A 17,080-nucleotide genomic window follows, 5' to 3' on the forward strand; every position below is an offset into this window, starting at 1 on the left:
CTATTATAGTATAAAATAGATTTCTCTGATTTGGTGCAAAAAACTTCTTCTATTGCCAAATCTTTTGGTATTCCTGTTCATTGAACCCGACTGTCACTTGATTTCCGTCTGAAGCAATCGGCCTTTTCAGCAGCATTCCGTCCGAGGCCAGAATATCCAGCTTTTCTGAATCAGAAGCATCCTTAAGCTTGTCTTTTAAACCAAGCTCCCTGTATTTCTGTCCGCTTGTATTAAAAAACTTCTTTAATTCCAAGCCGCTTTTCAGGTAAAGCTCTTCAATCTGCTCCCTTGAAGGGGGATTTTCTGCTATATGGACAGCTTCATAAGAAACCTCATGATCGTCCAGCCATTTTTTCGCATTTCTGCATGTGCCGCATTTTGGATACCAATAAAATATCAATCCCATGGTTTCACCACCTAACGATAGGATACCCGTTTTTAAGCATTAATTCAAAAAATAAGCTATGCTTCCAGCAAAAAAAACAGCTGCTGCACATGCAAAAGCAGGAATATCCATTTTGGATATCCCTGCGGCTCCGCTTGCCTTACGAATTAAAGCACATATTTTTCTGCGTCTAACAATTTCACAGAAGCTTCGCGTTTTTTAGCAATGACATTAACAGGATTATGCCTTGTTAATTTGCGCAGTGAAGAAAGCATGATGCGAAGCGTATCGCCAGTCTCTACCGCAACCAAGGTTTCCTTCGCATGCTGCTCGATTTGGTTGAATGACTCCTGGCAGAAAATTTGAGTATAAAGAAGCTTCTGCTGGTTTTTTTCTTCTCCGGATTGTGCAATGGCTTTTTCTGTACGAAGCACAACAGATTCCATGGCATATGCAAGTGAAGCAAGGTCAGCAATGTTAATCAGGATTTCTTGTTCTTGCTCAAGCTTGTTCCCAAACTTTTGTGCGGCAAGCCCTGCAGCCAGCAGCCCGATTTTCTTGGCGTTTTTCACCAGCAGCTTTTCTTGTGCCAGCGGCTCTTCACCAGGCTCTTCCGGCATTAGCATCATCAGCTCTTCCTGCAGGCTTTGCGCTTTTTGAAGAAGAGGAAGCTCACCCTTGAAAGCTTTCTTTAAGAATGTGCCTGGAACCAGCAGGCGGTTGATTTCATTTGTTCCTTCAAAGATCCGGTTGATTCTGGAATCACGGTAAGCTCTTTCGATTTCATATTCCTGCATGAAACCATAGCCTCCGTGCAGCTGAACGCCTTCATCCACTACATAGTCGAGAACTTCTGAGGCGAAAAATTTATTCAGTGAACACTCAATGGCATACTCTGCAATAGAATTTGCCACTTCCTTGCCGTCTTTTACCTGTTCGTCTGTAAGCTGGCTCATCCTGCTTTCGAATAGACCGACCGTACGGTAAACGGAGCTTTCTGCAGCATAAATCTTAGATGCCATTGTAGAAATTTTTTCTTTTGTTAAGTTAAAAGAAGAAATTGGCGTCTTGAATTGCTGGCGCTGGTTTGTATAAGCTGCTGTAAGGGCAAAGGCGTGCTTGGAGGCACCCACAGCTCCTACACCTAATTTATAACGTCCGATATTAAGGATGTTAAAGGCGATTACATGGCCTCTTCCTTCTTCCCCCAGAAGGTTTTCAACAGGAACCTTGGCATCTTCCAGGATCAACGTGCGTGTTGATGAACTTTTGATGCCCATTTTCTTTTCTTCAGCGCCCGTAGAAACTCCTGGATATTCACGCTCTACGATAAAGGCAGAGAACTTTTCTCCATCAATCTTCGCATACACAACGAATACATCAGCAAAACCTGCATTAGTAATCCATTGCTTTTCTCCATTAAGGATATAATGTGTGCCTTCAGCATTCAATTTAGCCGTTGTTTTTGCGCCAAGCGCGTCAGAACCTGAACCTGGTTCCGTGAGTGCATATGCTGCAATTTTTTCTCCTGTTGCCAGTAATGGAAGGTATTTATGTTTTTGATCTTCATTTCCAAAAAGGACGATTGGCAGTGAACCGATTCCAACATGTGCTCCATGAGTGATGGAAAATCCGCCAGCACGGGAAAGTTTTTCCGAAATCAGTGCTGAGCTGACCTTATCAAGCCCAAGGCCGCCATACTCTTCAGGAACATCCGCTCCAAGAAGGCCAAGTTCACCCGCTTGCTTCAATAGCTTTACGGAGCGGTCAAACTCATGCTTCTCCAGGTATTCGACCTGAGGAAGAACTTCATTTACCAGGAAGTCATCTGTCGTTTTTGCAATCATAATTTGTTCATCAGAGAATTCTTCAGGGGTGAAAACCTGGTCATACGTAACATCCTCTACAAGAAACCCGCCGCCTTTTACTATGCTTTCAGTTGATTTTGACATCTTGTTACCTCCTAATATATTAAATGAAATGAATATCTATTAATCTAGACGTTTTCCTTCCGCATTACCCGATAAGCTCAAATACTCCTGCAGCACCCATTCCTCCGCCAATACACATGGTCACTACTCCAAACTGTGTATTTCTGCGCTTCATTTCATGCAGCAGGCTTAAAGTCAGCTTTGAACCTGTACATCCAAGCGGGTGTCCCAGAGCAATTGCGCCCCCGTTCACATTGACGATTTCCTCATTCAAGCCAAGTTCCCGGATGATTTGAATGGACTGTGAAGCAAATGCTTCATTCAGCTCAAATAATCCAATATCAGATAGTTCAAGTCCGGCAAGCTTGAGAGCTTTTGGGATAGCGGCAACCGGGCCGATTCCCATAATTTCAGGAGGAACCCCGGCAACAGCAAAAGATCTGAACCTGCCCATCGCACTCAGTCCTAATGAGGAAGCTTTTTCGCTGTCCATCACCATGACCGCTGCAGCACCGTCGCTCGTCTGGGAAGCATTGCCCGCCGTTACAGTTCCTTTAACTGAAAATGCAGGCCTCAATTTAGCAAGGATTTCTGAAGTCGTTCCTTCACGTACGCCTTCATCCTGTGTAAATTGAAATGTCTTTTCTTTTAACTTATGATCGGCTCCAACGGAACGCAATGTAACATCCACTGGCACGATTTCATCAGCAAATTTTCCTTCTGCAATCGCTTTGGCTGCTTTCTGGTGGCTCCTTACAGCAAAAGCATCCTGATCTTCACGTGAAATGCCGAATTTCCTCGCGACTTCCTCTGCTGTATGGCCCATTCCCATATAATATTCAGGAGCCGTTTCAGCAAGCTTTGCATTAGGGCGGGTTACATGACCCATCATTGGCACAAGGCTCATAGACTCTGCACCGCCGGCAATCACCGTATCGCTTTGGCCAAGCATGATTCTCTCAGCTGCATATGCTATGCTTTGAAGTCCGCTTGAGCAGTACCGGTTAATGGTGATGGCAGGCACATTGTGCGAAAGCCCGGCAAGAGCACCGATGTTTCTTGCCATATTTAGCCCTTGCTCCGCTTCAGGCATGGCACATCCAATAATCAAATCATCAATATTGCCTTCGTAATTTCCGGCGCGTTTTAAAGTCTCTTTTACTACAAGAGCCCCTAAATCATCCGGACGGACGTTTGCAAGCGACCCTTTTTTCGATTTACCAACCGGAGTCCTTGCTCCAGCCACTATTACCGCTTCTCTCATGAGGGATCCTCCTTATTAGAACGCAGCGCCTGATTGAATAGTTCAGACTCCTTGGAATCAGTATGGAACGGCTGCAGCAGACAAAGATTTCTTTGCTGCCCAGCCGATTTTCTTCCCGCTGATACATCTGCCTGCACATAAACCGGCGCTTTTAGTTAGTTAATCATTTTTTACATTCTTCATTTAATCTTAATTGCGCAGCGGCTTGCCTTTAAGGAGCATATGCTGCATCCGCTGCTGAGATTTAGGCTGTGCTATCAAACTTAAAAATGCCTCTTTTTCCAGATCAAGCAGGTACTGCTCATCGACTTCTGTACCATATGGCACCTTGCCTCCCGCAAGAACGTAGGCCAATTTCTTGGCAATGCTCATATCATGATCAGAAATAAATCCTGTCAGACGCATCGACTCTGCTCCCAGTAATAAGGCAGCATATCCTGTTTCACCGACTACAGGAATCTTCACCCTCGCAGGAGCTGTATATCCAGCTTCATACAGCGACAGTGCTGCCTGTTTGGCATCATACAGCAAATGATCAGGGTTGACGCTAATCCCGTCAGCAAAATTCAGGAAATTATTTTCCCGTGCTTCTTCTCCTGAAGTGGATACTTTAGCCATGGCTACAGATTCAAACACCTTGTTGGCTACCTTTTGCAGATCAAATTCAACCCCGTGCGGCATGCTCTTCAGATGCTTGTAATAAAGCTCTTTAGTGCCTCCGCCTCCTGGTATTAATCCTACTCCGACTTCCACGAGCCCCATGTAGGTTTCTGTGGAGGCCTGGATATGTGCTGCAGGGAGGCAAACCTCCGCTCCCCCTCCAAGAGCCATATTGAAAGGAGCCGCTACAACTGGTTTTGCGCTATATTTAATTTTCAGCATCGCTTTTTGGAATTGGCTGATCACCATATCCAATTCAAAGATGTTGTCATCCTGCGCTTCCATGAGCATCATGGCGATATTGGCGCCGACGCAGAAGTTTTTCCCCTGATTCCCGATGACAAGGCCCTTGTAATTCGCTTCTACTTCATCCACTGCGTAGTTGATCATCTGGATAATATCAAGTCCAATTGCATTATTAGGGGACGTGAATTCAAGCAAGGCAATACCATCTCCGATATCAATCAGGCTTGCACCGCTGTTTTTCTTAATTACTCCGTTTTGCTGTTTTATTTTTTTAAGATTGATCACCTTTGGATTCTCAGTGATCTCCTTGTATTCTCCGTTACTGTAGTAGGAGGTTTCTCCAGCTTCCTGCCTGTAAAAAGATTCAAATCCTTTTCCAGCCATATCCTTTATCCACTGCGGCACAGTGTGGCCCTCTTTCTCCATCCTTGCAGCCGATTTTTCGAGGCCAATTGCATCCCATGTTTCAAATGGTCCCATTGACCAGCCGAATCCCCATTTCATAGCCTGGTCGATGGCAAGGATATCATCAGCGATATCACCAAGGAGTTCCGCAGAATAAAGGAGTACAGGTTTTAATACATTCCATAAAAGCTGGCCGGCACGATCCTCACTGTATACAAGCGCTTTCATTTTAGCAGGGACGCCTTTAGCCTGCTTGCTTAATTCTGTCGATGCTGTTTTTAATTTCTTTCTTTCTTCATATTCAAGTGTTTCAGGATTCAGCTCCAGGATTTCCTTGCCTTTTTTCAAAAAGAAGCCCTGTCCGGACTTGCTTCCAAGCCATCCTTGATCAAGCATTTTTTTCATGAAATCAGGCAATTGGAAAACTTCTTTTTCTGCTCCATCTACCTGGTCATACACATTTTTGGCAACATGTGAAAAGGTATCTAAACCTACAACATCCAAAGTGCGGAATGTAGCGCTTTTCGGCCTTCCGATCATCGGGCCAGTTACTGAATCCACTTCACCTACGCTATAGCCGCCTTCAAGCATTTCACGGACAGTCACCAATAGCCCGTATGTACCAATGCGGTTCGCGATAAAGTTTGGTGTATCTTTTGCTTCTACAACGCCTTTGCCTAATATATCTTCACCGAATTGCTTCATGAATGACAGCACTTCAGGATCTGTGAATTGAGTAGGGATCACTTCCAGCAATTTTAAATAACGTGGCGGATTGAAGAAATGGGTGCCGAGGAAATTTTTCTGAAAGTCCTCTGAACGGCCCTCTGCCATAGCTTCAATTGATATCCCTGAAGTATTAGAGCTTATAATGCTTCCAGGCTTGCGGTATTGATCTACTTTTGAAAAAACATTTTTTTTGACTTCCAGATTTTCAACAACAACTTCAATGACCCAGTCAATATCTTTGAGGCGCTCCCAATCATCTTCCAGGTTTCCTGCTTCAATAAGAGCGAGATTTTTTTTCGCAGTCAATGGAGCCGGTTTCTGTTTAAGAAGCTTAAGCTTGGCTGTTTGGCTGATCCGGTTGCGTACCTGTTTATCTTCCAGTGTTAAGCCCTTTTTCTTTTCATCCTCAGAAAGCTCCCGAGGAACAATATCTAATAATAAAGTTGGAATGCCGATGTTAGCAAGGTGTGCAGCAATTCCTGATCCCATTACTCCTGATCCAAGAACTGCAGCCTTTCGTATTTGACGAACCAAAATCATATCCCCCTTACGAAGTGTATTGAATGAATGCTCATTCATTTTTCTCGCAAAAAAATATAAATTCATTTTCCCTATAATAACTATAGAATATTTTAGAAAATTCCGCAATCAAAAAATACCAGAAAATTTGAATTTATTGTCCATTACTTTTTTGAAAATAACTTCCTCTCATGATTGGCGGCTTCTCTGCAGAAACTATTATAGAACGCGAGGTGAAATAGCATGAAAAGAAAACAAGATCCCACAAAGGCTGCAGTAAGTGCTGCCAGCGTAAAAGGAAACGCCGGTCCATCTCCGGAGCAAGGCGGGAAAAATAAGGTGAACAGCCAGAACAATCAGTATAAAAGATAAATTGAAGCCAATTTCCTGCATCAGGCTTCTTTTGACGGATAGCTGAACCTGCATTTCCGGACAGTCATACCCCGTTTACCTTTAAGAAGCAAAGCGGGGAAGCTTCCCGTTTTATCGGGGAAAAGCCATGCTTATGGCGGCCTGGCTTTTCCCTTAAACGTTTATTTAAAAATTCCTTTTAATACAAAGGCAACATTGGCAGGCCGCTCTGCCAGGCGCCGCATGAAATATCCGTACCAGTCTGTTCCATAAGGGACATACACACGCATCTTATAGCCTTCTTTAGCAAGTTCAAGCTGCCGTTCATTGCGGATGCCGAACAGCATTTGAAACTCGAACTGGTCGTTCGGAATATTATATTCCTTTACCAGTTTTTTGGTGTACTCAATTATAGCATCATCATGGGTGGCAACTGCTGTATAGTTACCGTTCAGAAGATGCATTTTTATGATTTTTTTGTAGTTATCATCTACATCCTTCTTTTCCGGAAAAGCAACCTCAGGTGATTCCTTATACGCACCTTTTACAAGACGGAGATTTGGGCTGTATACATTCAGGTCTTTAATATCCTGTTCAGTCCTGTAAAGATATGCCTGGATGACTGTGCCAATGTTATCGTATTCTGATTTAAGCTTCTTGAAAATATCAATTGTTATTCCGCATCGGGCGAAATCTTCCATATCAATCGTGACAAACACTTGATTTTCCTTTGCCGCTTCCAGAATTCTCCTCATGTTATTCATGACAACGCTCTCATTTATATCCAGACCCATTGATGTCATTTTAAGAGAAAGCTGAGAATCCAATCCGCGCCTGCCGATTTCCTTGATTGCCACAATGCAATTATCCGCCATTTCATTGGCTTCCTTTTCATTATCCACAAATTCTCCAAGGTAATCGATAGTTACAGACAACCCCTTATTATTTAAATCCTTTATAACTTCTGAAGCAAGCTCAACTGTTTCTCCTGCTACAAATCGGGAAGCGCCGAACCTCAAACCATATCTTTTGGCCATCTTGGTCAAGCCTCTATTTTTAGATAAAAAGAGAAAAAAATTCCTCATTGTTTGTTCCATATTGCATCCCCCTGAAAACGGTTTATAGTTTGTTAAAACAGAAAATAACCAAAATTTCGACACCATTATTTTATCATTTAAAACTATATTTGGATACAAATTATTGAGGTATATACCACGGGGAACAGGGAAGTTTATAGAGGAATGAATTTGACAAGGAGGCAAAACCATGCAACAGCAAAATGCAAATCAAAACCAGCAAGGCGCCAGTGCACAAATCATGCAACAGCCGCCCCAAATTTTATCTTCAAAAGATGCCATGTATTTGACAGACATGCTCTCCTGGAACCTGCTGGCTGTAAAAAAGGCCCGCTTCTTCGCCGAACAGTGCCAGGACCAGAAAGTGGTGGAGGCACTGAATCAATGTGGCCAAATGCATCAGCGCCACTATGAAACCATCCTTTCACATTTAAATAAAGGACAGCAATCAAGCGGAAATCAGCTCCAATAAACATTTATAGAACAGGAGAATATAAGATGCCAGATCAGAATAAGATTCAAAATCCGGAAACATCCGTACCAAAGACAGCCCAAATGAATGATCGCGACTTTTTAAATGATATGCTTTCTACAGAAAAGTATTTTAATTCTTCATATTCTATTGCATTAAATGAAGCCAGCCATTCAGGGCTTTACAACGAATTGCTGAACATTTCCACTGAGACGAAGAATATGCAGCGCACATTGTATAATTTAATGTTCGAGATGGGATGGTATTCTCTTGAAAAAGCGGAACCTCAGAAAATAAGCCAATCATTTCAGCAGTTTACGGGTTATAAAAACCAGCTTCCCTACAGCCAGCAGGAGCTTCAATAGCATAATCTTTTCAAATAGGCTGTTTTCGTAAACTTTGTTGCTATGGATCAAGGGCTGATTTCCGCTCCAGGATGCTCGCTTTCCGCGGGGAGGCGGTGAGCCTTCTCAGCTTCCCGCTAATCCCGCATGAGTCTCGCACGTTATACTCCAATCAACCCGGTATAACAACGGGATCGCATCACAGAACATATTAAAAAACAAAAGTTCTTAACTTGCACAGGGCACCAAGGCAGACTTGGCGCCCTGCATTATGTTAATGCTCATTTAGTTAGAACAGATTCTGTTCTATAAGATCTGTTTCTTTTTGACTCGTATAGCCGGTCATCTGCAAGCTGTATGAAATCCTGGAGCGTTTCCGGCATATTCGGCCTTATAGTTGCGATTCCCGCACTAACTGTCACATAAGGTTTATGAAAAGATGATTCGTGGGTGATCCGGAGATTTTCAACTGCAGACATCAATTCTTCAGTAAGCTTCCTCCCAGAACGGTAGTCTGTATACGGCAAAAGAACAGCAAATTCCTCCCCGCCGTATCTGAAAACCGTCCCCTTTTCGCCCGCAGCTTTTTTTAAAGCCTCAGCCGTGCTTCTTAAACAGGCATCACCCTCAATATGGCCATAAGTATCGTTATAGCTTTTAAAGCAATCAATATCCAGCATGATTAATGAAAGATCACCTTTTTTATCCTTCATTTCCCTCCAAAGCTCTTTAATAAGAATGTCAAAGTAACGGCGGTTGGGAATCTCCGTTAAACCATCTGTAAGTGACAGATTCTGCAATTGCTTATTCTTCTCTTTTAATAAGTGATCCACCCTCATGACTTCAGTGATTTCTGTAAAAGAAAGAGCAGTTCTGCTACTGCCTGCAGAGGATGAAAAAGGCTGCCACTGAACAATAAGCCACTTTTCAATACGCCCAGTTTTTTTGCTTTTTAGGCCTATAATTTCTTTTTGTCCCGCTGCATGGTTTTCCAGCCCGAGGAGAATAGGGCATGTTTTTTTTACCTTGCCGTCTCTGTCTGTAACATCCCAGATGCCGGCAAATCCTTCTCCGCTTTCTATTCCAAGAATTTGTTTTCCTGCTTCATTAAGAGTAAGGATCTTCCCCTCCGCATCCGTAACTCCATATCCGCCTGGTATGCATGGTTCAAGATGACCTGGCTTTTGGAAGGAACGTCTATTTACATAACCTGCAGCACAGACAATATGCAGAAGAATGAACAGCAGCCAGACAAGCCCGTTGTTTTCTCCGTAAACCGCAGCAGCAGCATCTATTAAAATCAAAATAATAAAATCAAAAGGGAGAGAAATTCCAAGGTGATTTTTCCTAATCCCATTCATGTACCTGTCCTCCCGCTGTTCTCGAATAGTATATAGTACCCTGATAATCAGGATAAAAAACCCAAAAACAAGCCTAAAAACCCACTCCAAAATACACAGAAAGCGCAAGCGCATGGTCTGCCCTAGTCCTGTGTCAAACGGCAAAAAAAAGACAAGCACATAAAATGCGCTTGCCCTCCTAACATACAGACTCTGCCGATTAGGAATCAGTTGAGAACATATATTTTTTATAATGGTAACGGATGCTGAAGATAAGCCCCATGCCAAGCATGTTGCCCATCAGCGAGCTTCCTCCATAGCTAATGAATGGCAGCGGGATACCTGTTATCGGCAGGACACCGATTGTCATTCCAATGTTTTGGAATACGTGAAAGGTAATCATGCTGATAATGCCTACACAGAGGTACGTATAGAAATTGTTCTTGGTATCCATGCCTATTTTCGTAATGTGATAAACGAGCAAAAAGAATAAACTGATGACGATGCTCGAGCCGATGAATCCGAACTCTTCCCCTATAACGGTGAAAATGAAGTCTGTATGCCCCTCTGGAAGATAGACCTCGCGCCCGTCCAGACCCTTTCCTGTCGTCTGTCCCGAACCTATTGCCAATAGGGATTTGGTTAATTGAAAGCCTTCATTGCTTTGATAATTATAAGGATCGATCCACGAATAAATCCGGCCTAATTGATATTGCTTTACTCCCAAATATTTATCCAATATTTTCGGCTGCCATAAAACCAGATAAATGATAACTGCTCCAAAGGCTGCTATTCCCGAAAAAATCGGTACGATAATTTTCCAGGAGATTCCGGATATAATAACCATACCGGATAAAATCGCTATTAATACGAGAGATGTTCCAAGGTCAGGCTGCTGCATGATTAATGCCAAAGGAATGAGTGTTACGATTCCGAGCTTAATGAGAAGCCAAAAATCCGTCTGGATGGTTTTGACCTGATTCTTAAGATGATGGCTTGAACTGACATTTGCCAGTGCCATGATCAGAAATATTTTCATAAACTCCGACGGCTGCAAGGAGCCCATTGCCGGGACTTTGAACCAGCTTTTAGCACCATTAATGGGCGGGGCTATGCTTGCGGGTGCAACTATAAGTAAAATAAGGAGAAAAATCCCAAATCCATATGTATACCAGGATATTTTCTTTAGCTGATCAGAATCAAGGGTAATGGTAGCGGCAATTAAACCCGCGCCTACTCCATACCAGATAATCTGTTTTAACAAAAAGTTTTCGCCATGATACTGTCCTGACTTCTGTGCACTGTATATGGAAATAGCACTGGCTATAAACATAAGAAATAATATAAATGCCAAGCCGTAATCTAATCGTGTGGAACCATTTTTTTCTGATTTCATGATAACTCTCCCTTAAAGAGGACAACGCAAATAATCCAATTAAAATACACCTTCTCATTATACTTTAATCAGACAAAATCTCAACAATATATAGGCCTGGATATTTTTTCTTATTTTTCCCGCAAGATTATTTTCGTGAACAACGTTGATCTTGAACAAATGGCTGTTATCCTCTTCAGGAAGCTCCTTTCCCCGGGGTCTCACCTTCCCGATTCCCACACTTACGCTCCAGTCACCGGATTTATCAATACGTTCGCCGCACAGATTCATAAAATCTATAAGAAAAGAGACTTTCTTAAAAAAGAGAAAAATCCGATTGATTAACCCTTTTCTGGCGGAGCCTTTTAACATCAGGTAAAATATGAGAAAGAGCAAAAAAAGAATGGTGATAAAATGGCAAATATCCGGCAGATTGCACAGCTCGCTGGAGTATCAGTGACAACAGTTTCAAGGGTGCTCAATAATCACCCATATGTAAGGAATGATAAAAAAGAAGCAGTCCTTCGTGCTATTGAGGAATCTCAATATTCCAGGAATATAAATGCAGTCCACCTTTCCCGGGGGAAAACCAATCTGATTGGGGTTGTCACCCCTTATTCCAACCACCCTTACTACGGGGGAATCATTGAGGGCATCTCTAAGAAAGCCCAGGAGGCCGGCTGCCATTTGGTGATTTTCCAGACGGATTATATAAAGGAAAAAGAACAGGAAGCACTGGAAATGCTGAAAATGAAACAGCTTGATGGTGTCATCATCTGCTCAAGAAGCAGCGATATTTCCCTATTAAAGGAATACTTGGCTTACGGGCCCATCATTTTGTGCGAAGATACGTCACAGACAGCTTTTTCATCGGTTAGCATTGACCACTATGCTGCCTTTTCCTGCGCACTCATGCATTTAGCAGAAAAAGGACATAAAAAAATCGGCTACAGCCTTGGAAGAAAAAACAGCAGAAATAGTTCCCAGCGTACAAAGGCATATAGAGATATGATCCAGAAATACAATGCAGAGTATCAGGAAACCTGGATATTCGAAGGCTGCTATACCATGAAGGACGGCGAAGAACTTTTTCATAAATGGAGTATGCTGAATAACAGGCCAGATGCCTTGATCATCACCAATGATGAAGCTGCAGCCGGTTGTATGATTGCAGCAAGAAAGTCAGGGATTCAGATACCAGAACAATTAGCAATTGTTGGTTTTGACAATAACTATATTTCAAAAATGCTGGATATTACAACCGTTTCTTTGCCGCTAGAACAGATTGGAATAACTTCCTTTGAGCTTCTTAGCAGCCAAACTGAAACCCGGCAAGTGAAGCTGGATTACTCACTTATCGAGAGGAAATCAGTTTAAGCTGCACTTTCCGCTTTTCGCAGTAAAAGCCAGGAAAGGTAAAATAAAACTATTGCGGAATCACAAAAACTCATTTATACTGCTAACATATCAAACCGGCATCGCTGCCGGACTTAATTGAATATTCCTCATTAACCGATGAGGTAGAGGCCGCGGCTTATATCAGTATAACGGACGAGATACAGTGAATATTAAAGACTCCGTTAAAAAGGATAAGCTGCCGAAGAGTGGAATCATTCCTGTTTTTCCACTCTGGCGATGTTTTCGAACAGGAACATCACTGTCACGTTTTTATAAACGTGGGGAGCTATCTTCGGAAGGATTACACGGATATACAGCCGTCGATCTTTTTCGACGGCTGTTTTTTGTGTTTTCTTCCAAATCTAAAGGAGTGTAATACATGACAAAGCAAGCGGGGAACCAAAATAACCAGCTGAAAAGAGGACTGAAGGCAAGGCACCTCAGCATGATTTCGCTAGGCGGCACCATTGGCACAGGGCTCTTTTTAGCAAGCGGGGGAGCCATCCATACAGCAGGACCCGGCGGAGCTCTGGCAGCTTATGCAGCTATTGGCATTATGGTGTATTTCCTTATGACTGGCCTGGCTGAGATGGCAGCCTTTATGCCTGTCGCCGGATCATTCAGGGTGTATGCTAATAAATTTGTGGATCCGGCGTTCGGATTTGCGCTTGGCTGGAACTACTGGTATAACTGGGCAATTACTATAGCAGCTGAGCTTTCTGCAGCCGTGCTTATTATGAAATTCTGGTTTCCTGACTCTCCTTCAAGTCTTTGGAGCGCCATTTGTTTAATCATCATGTTTCTTTTAAATTATCTGTCTGTTAAGGGTTTTGGAGAAGCTGAATTTTGGTTTTCTTTGATTAAAGTAATAACTGTCATTATCTTTATTATTGTCGGATCTTTAATGATTTTTGGAATTATGGGCGGCAAAGCCATTGGTTTCGGTAATTTCACAATTGGAGACGCTCCTTTCCACGGAGGGTTCCTGACTATCCTTGGCATCTTTATGGCAGCAGGCTTCTCTTTTCAGGGAACAGAGCTTTTAGGAATTGCCGCGGGCGAGAGTGAAAATCCCCGAAAAACCATACCTAAGGCAATCCGCCAGGTGTTTTGGCGTATTATTCTGTTTTATATACTGGCTATCCTGGTGATCGCGCTCATTATCCCTTATACCAATAGCAGTCTTTTAAGCAGCGATGTTGCTGTCAGTCCATTTACATTAGTTTTCCAAAAAGCAGGATTGGCATTCTCGGCCTCCGTCATGAACGCCATCATACTGACAGCTGTCTTATCAGCCGGCAATTCAGGAATGTATGCTTCTACAAGGATGCTATGGGACATGGCCCGCGAAGGGAAGGCCCCGCGCTTCTTAGGAAATCTAGATAAAAGAGGCGTTCCGGTAAATGCTTTGATAGTGACTGCACTTGTCGGTACACTTGCTTTCTTGACGACATTCTTTGGCGACGGAGCCGTTTATATCTGGCTTCTGAATGCCTCAGGTATGTCAGGCTTCATCGCATGGGTCGGAATCGCAATCTGCCATTATCGCTTCAGAAAAGCGTATGTGGCTCAGGGAAGAGATTTAAATGAACTTCCCTACCGTTCAAAATGGTTCCCATTTGGACCGCTTTTTGCCCTGGTCATTTGCATCGTGATTATATTAGGGCAAAACTATACCGCCTTCACAGGCAGCTCCATTGACTGGAGCGGTGCATTAGTTTCCTATATCGGCCTTCCGCTTTTTCTCATATTCTGGCTTGGACATAAATTCATTTACAAAACAAAGATGGTTCCTTTGAAAGAGTGCGATTTTGAAAATGAACTTTAAGAAATAAGCGTTTTATATCCAATCAGGTGTTTAAAAAAATGGGCTGTTTTTGTAAACTTTGTTGCTATGGAACAAGGGGTTGATTTCCGCTACAGGATGCTCCAATCAACCTGCTTTAACAATAGATTTGCCCTCGAAAACTTATTAAATAACAACAACTTTTAAGAAAAGAGCCAAAAAATTACACAGGGAAAAGCATTCGTAATTAGCCATGCGCTGTACACGAATGCTTTTCCTTTTTTATTTGGCATCAGCATGCGAAGCATAAGTGCGAGCCACCTGCTTAGATTCAGCGGAACAGGTGTGACCCTGCATGCGCAGCCGGGGATGCTCCCCCCCCTCCACGCAGAAAGCGAGCATCCTAAAAGCAAAAACCGGCCGCCTTGTTTCATAGCAGCAAGGTTTACGAACTTAAAAAGCACTGCCGCAACTAATTTACATACGCGGAAATAGATCCGGCACTAATGGCAAAGACTAAAAAAGGCTGCTCCGCAAAAATCCCAAATACTTCATATTATGAGGGAATCCTTCCTTTAATATTAAGGAGGCATTAAGGAAGGATTACAGTTTCAATATAAATAAAGACACAGCCATTTTCCCTTCCCGTTTTGCCTTATGATGGTGAAGGATTAAATAAAAAAATATCAGGAAAAGAGACATGAGCAGATATATGAACCCCTTGCGCATCTTATTTTTCACATTTATTTTCATTTTTTCGGCTTCTGTAACCCATTCTGATGCTTCATCACTGACAGCTCCTGTCATCACAAGCGGTGCTGGCGTTGTAATGGATGCTAAAACCGGAAAAATTCTATTCGGCAAAAATGCTGAGCAAAAAATGTACCCTGCCAGTTTGACGAAGGTAGCAACAGCCATTTACGCACTGGAAAAGGCAGACCCAAGAGAACTTGTAACTGTCAGCGAGAAGGCAGCTAATGAAATTGGCTCTTCCGTATATATTGAAAAGGGCGAAAAGATACAGCTGAAAAAGCTTATCGAAGGTTTTTTGATTAACTCGGGCAATGATGCCGGAGATGCAATTGCTGAACATCTGTCTGGCAGCGAAAAGCAATTTGCCATTGACCTCAATCGTTTCTTGAAGAGTGAGGTGCATGTTCAACACACACATTTTACCAATCCGCATGGTCTCTTCAATTCTCAGCATGTAACAACAGCAGAGGATCTTGCGAAAATCACCCGGTTCGCACTTCAGAACCCTGATTTCAGAACCTTTATAGGAACTAAAGAACTGCCTTGGCATGTTAAAACCTGGAATACGACACTGGTTACCCATCACAAGCTTCTAAAAGGCGAATTCCCATATGAAGGCATCACAGGCGGAAAAACCGGTTACGTTCGCCAGGCCGGGCATACTCTGATAACTACAGCCCACAGAAACCAGCTGGATTTGATTGCAGTCACATTGAAAAATAATTCTTCAAAAAATGCCTATCTAGATACAGAAAAACTGCTGGACTATGGTTTCAATCATTTTGTGACAGCAAAGCTCAATAAAAACGAAAAGTTTAAACTGGCTGACACAACCTACTCATTAAAAAATGATGTCTATTATACACAGGCAAAAGCCGACCATCCAAAAGTCTTAGCTATGAAAGACGGAAAACTTTCCATAAAAAACCAAGTGGGCCAGGTTATCCAATCCTTTAACCTCCAGCATATTGCATATGCTGAGGAAAAGCCGGATCTAAAAAACGCTCATTCAAAGCCCACGCCAGCACGCCATGCTTTTTTCTCTCTTTGGTCAATAGCGATATGGGTTCTTATCATCGTTATATTGACGATCATTATCCAATCGATCAGGAAAAGAAAGAAAAAAGATAAATAATAACATAAAGCAGATACATGAAAGAAGATCAAATTGATCTTCTTTTTTGTGCGTCATTCGGCTGGCTTACCCTAACCTCCCCAATAGGCTGCTGCTGCAGGAGAAATAAACAAAACCAGCAAAAAAAAAACGGCGAAACCAAAGGTACTTGGCTTTGCCGTTTTTTAATTTATCTTGCATCAGGAAAGATGCGCTTGATTGTCTGGCTAAATTCATCTGCAAACCCTTTTACGGGTTTACCGTTCTTGAAATCATTAGCATAGTTATCCAAACGCTGAACAAAGTCCGGGCTGATTGACACGTAAACTTTGTCAACAGATTTGTCGCTTGCTTTAACCTGATCTGCTATCTTATTTTCCAGGCTGCCAGTAACATCTTTAACATTCTTATCAGCCAGCACTGCACCTACATATGCAGTATGGTCTGCCAGAACTACTCTTGCATGCTTGACGTCTTTCAGTGCTTCCACACGATTAGCTACTTTATCAGAGAAGCTGTAATCATTGTCATGACGATTTGTCATTTGATTAATAGTACCATCATTTGCAGGATCATTATTCATAATATCAGGGCGGTTATTGTCTCCAGTATTCCTGACATCAATCATGTTATTGCGGTCTTTATGGCTGCTTGTATTCAACCCTAGATTTCTTTTTCCATCATTATTATGATCAGCGGCACACCCAGCGATAAAAAGCGCCAAAGCACCGCTTGCTGCTACAGCAAACTTCATTTCCCTTCACTCCTTTATAATGTTTATATGTTTACTATCCGTCTTTTTCAATTAAATATTCAGCGAAAAAATGGCAAAAAAAAAGCGCAAGCGCCTTGAAAGCCTCGACATGCATAAGACGCACAGGAATAGAAGGTGCACTTTACCTTCAATTCCTGTGTGACTTATGACCTCGAGA

The 17,080-nt window shown here is 42.6% G+C and carries 14 protein-coding genes and 1 riboswitch; of the genes, 6 read left to right on the plus strand and 8 right to left on the minus strand.

Features of this window, described 5'->3' with window-relative positions; translation table 11 throughout:
* Window positions 1-49 precede the first annotated feature (49 nt).
* The 4 genes from BIV59_RS09805 to BIV59_RS09820 all read right to left on the minus strand — a co-directional run bounded on the left by BIV59_RS09805 (window position 50) and on the right by BIV59_RS09820 (window position 6,154).
* Entirely contained in the window at window positions 50-406 is a 357-nt protein-coding gene (locus BIV59_RS09805; protein WP_071351303.1) for an arsenate reductase family protein, read from the minus strand.
* 146 nt (window positions 407-552) lie between these two features.
* Complete coding sequence (locus tag BIV59_RS09810) at window positions 553-2,337, minus strand: acyl-CoA dehydrogenase family protein (RefSeq protein ID WP_071351304.1); 1,785 nt, start codon at window positions 2,335-2,337, stop codon at window positions 553-555.
* 64 nt (window positions 2,338-2,401) lie between these two features.
* Entirely contained in the window at window positions 2,402-3,580 is a 1,179-nt protein-coding gene (locus BIV59_RS09815) for an acetyl-CoA C-acetyltransferase (protein ID WP_071351305.1), read from the minus strand.
* Between the two features lie 189 nt (window positions 3,581-3,769).
* Window positions 3,770-6,154, minus strand: coding sequence for a 3-hydroxyacyl-CoA dehydrogenase/enoyl-CoA hydratase family protein (locus BIV59_RS09820; protein ID WP_071351306.1), 2,385 nt, complete (start codon window positions 6,152-6,154; stop codon window positions 3,770-3,772).
* A 228-nt stretch (window positions 6,155-6,382) separates the two neighbouring features.
* Here BIV59_RS09820 and BIV59_RS22775 point away from each other — a divergent pair, with 228 nt between their 5' ends.
* Window positions 6,383-6,511, plus strand: a complete 129-nt coding sequence (locus BIV59_RS22775; RefSeq protein ID WP_083392113.1) for a YuzL family protein — start codon at window positions 6,383-6,385, stop codon at window positions 6,509-6,511.
* A 161-nt stretch (window positions 6,512-6,672) separates the two neighbouring features.
* Here the strand turns inward: BIV59_RS22775 and BIV59_RS09825 are convergent, their stop codons facing one another.
* The gene (locus tag BIV59_RS09825; RefSeq protein ID WP_071351307.1) at window positions 6,673-7,587 is read right to left on the minus strand and encodes a proline dehydrogenase family protein; all 915 of its coding nucleotides are present in this window, start codon (window positions 7,585-7,587) and stop codon (window positions 6,673-6,675) included.
* Window positions 7,588-7,756: 169 nt separating this feature from the next.
* Between BIV59_RS09825 and BIV59_RS09830 the strand changes: the two genes are divergently transcribed.
* Together BIV59_RS09830 and BIV59_RS09835 are read left to right on the plus strand one after the other, a co-directional pair.
* A complete protein-coding gene (locus BIV59_RS09830) occupies window positions 7,757-8,038 on the plus strand; it encodes a hypothetical protein (RefSeq protein ID WP_071351308.1) in 282 nt (93 codons plus the stop codon).
* Between the two features lie 26 nt (window positions 8,039-8,064).
* Window positions 8,065-8,403, plus strand: a complete 339-nt coding sequence (locus BIV59_RS09835) for a spore coat protein (protein ID WP_071351309.1) — start codon at window positions 8,065-8,067, stop codon at window positions 8,401-8,403.
* Window positions 8,404-8,663: 260 nt separating this feature from the next.
* Here BIV59_RS09835 and BIV59_RS09840 read toward each other — a convergent pair whose 3' ends face one another.
* Complete coding sequence (locus BIV59_RS09840; protein ID WP_071351310.1) at window positions 8,664-9,743, minus strand: GGDEF domain-containing protein; 1,080 nt, start codon at window positions 9,741-9,743, stop codon at window positions 8,664-8,666.
* Window positions 9,744-9,942: 199 nt separating this feature from the next.
* Window positions 9,943-11,118, minus strand: a complete 1,176-nt coding sequence (locus BIV59_RS09845; protein WP_071351311.1) for an FtsW/RodA/SpoVE family cell cycle protein — start codon at window positions 11,116-11,118, stop codon at window positions 9,943-9,945.
* A 393-nt stretch (window positions 11,119-11,511) separates the two neighbouring features.
* Here BIV59_RS09845 and BIV59_RS09850 point away from each other — a divergent pair, with 393 nt between their 5' ends.
* From BIV59_RS09850 to BIV59_RS09865, 3 genes are all read left to right on the plus strand, one after another.
* Complete coding sequence (locus BIV59_RS09850) at window positions 11,512-12,474, plus strand: LacI family DNA-binding transcriptional regulator (RefSeq protein WP_071351312.1); 963 nt, start codon at window positions 11,512-11,514, stop codon at window positions 12,472-12,474.
* 136 nt (window positions 12,475-12,610) lie between these two features.
* A riboswitch (Lysine riboswitch) is annotated at window positions 12,611-12,792 on the plus strand.
* Between the two features lie 82 nt (window positions 12,793-12,874).
* Complete coding sequence (locus BIV59_RS09855) at window positions 12,875-14,323, plus strand: amino acid permease (RefSeq protein WP_071351313.1); 1,449 nt, start codon at window positions 12,875-12,877, stop codon at window positions 14,321-14,323.
* Window positions 14,324-14,981: 658 nt separating this feature from the next.
* Entirely contained in the window at window positions 14,982-16,169 is a 1,188-nt protein-coding gene (locus BIV59_RS09865; protein ID WP_071351315.1) for a D-alanyl-D-alanine carboxypeptidase family protein, read from the plus strand.
* Between the two features lie 169 nt (window positions 16,170-16,338).
* Here the strand turns inward: BIV59_RS09865 and BIV59_RS09870 are convergent, their stop codons facing one another.
* Window positions 16,339-16,902, minus strand: a complete 564-nt coding sequence (locus tag BIV59_RS09870) for a YhcN/YlaJ family sporulation lipoprotein (RefSeq protein ID WP_071351316.1) — start codon at window positions 16,900-16,902, stop codon at window positions 16,339-16,341.
* Between the last annotated feature and the right edge of the window lie 178 nt (window positions 16,903-17,080).

Origin of the sequence: Bacillus sp. MUM 13 (assembly GCF_001866725.1) — a bacterium.
Taxonomy (GTDB): domain Bacteria; phylum Bacillota; class Bacilli; order Bacillales; family DSM-1321; genus Peribacillus.

Coding starts and splice junctions, on each gene's coding strand:
- BIV59_RS09870 (WP_071351316.1), bottom strand. CDS start 16,902: ATGAAGTTTGCTGTAGCAGCAAGCGGTGCTTTGGCGCTTTTTATCGCT.
- BIV59_RS09835 (WP_071351309.1), top strand. CDS start 8,065: ATGCCAGATCAGAATAAGATTCAAAATCCGGAAACATCCGTACCAAAG.
- BIV59_RS22775 (WP_083392113.1), top strand. CDS start 6,383: ATGAAAAGAAAACAAGATCCCACAAAGGCTGCAGTAAGTGCTGCCAGC.
- BIV59_RS09805 (WP_071351303.1), bottom strand. CDS start 406: ATGGGATTGATATTTTATTGGTATCCAAAATGCGGCACATGCAGAAAT.
- BIV59_RS09815 (WP_071351305.1), bottom strand. CDS start 3,580: ATGAGAGAAGCGGTAATAGTGGCTGGAGCAAGGACTCCGGTTGGTAAA.
- BIV59_RS09810 (WP_071351304.1), bottom strand. CDS start 2,337: ATGTCAAAATCAACTGAAAGCATAGTAAAAGGCGGCGGGTTTCTTGTA.
- BIV59_RS09855 (WP_071351313.1), top strand. CDS start 12,875: ATGACAAAGCAAGCGGGGAACCAAAATAACCAGCTGAAAAGAGGACTG.
- BIV59_RS09825 (WP_071351307.1), bottom strand. CDS start 7,587: ATGGAACAAACAATGAGGAATTTTTTTCTCTTTTTATCTAAAAATAGA.
- BIV59_RS09850 (WP_071351312.1), top strand. CDS start 11,512: ATGGCAAATATCCGGCAGATTGCACAGCTCGCTGGAGTATCAGTGACA.
- BIV59_RS09840 (WP_071351310.1), bottom strand. CDS start 9,743: ATGAATGGGATTAGGAAAAATCACCTTGGAATTTCTCTCCCTTTTGAT.
- BIV59_RS09845 (WP_071351311.1), bottom strand. CDS start 11,118: ATGAAATCAGAAAAAAATGGTTCCACACGATTAGATTACGGCTTGGCA.
- BIV59_RS09865 (WP_071351315.1), top strand. CDS start 14,982: ATGAGCAGATATATGAACCCCTTGCGCATCTTATTTTTCACATTTATT.
- BIV59_RS09830 (WP_071351308.1), top strand. CDS start 7,757: ATGCAACAGCAAAATGCAAATCAAAACCAGCAAGGCGCCAGTGCACAA.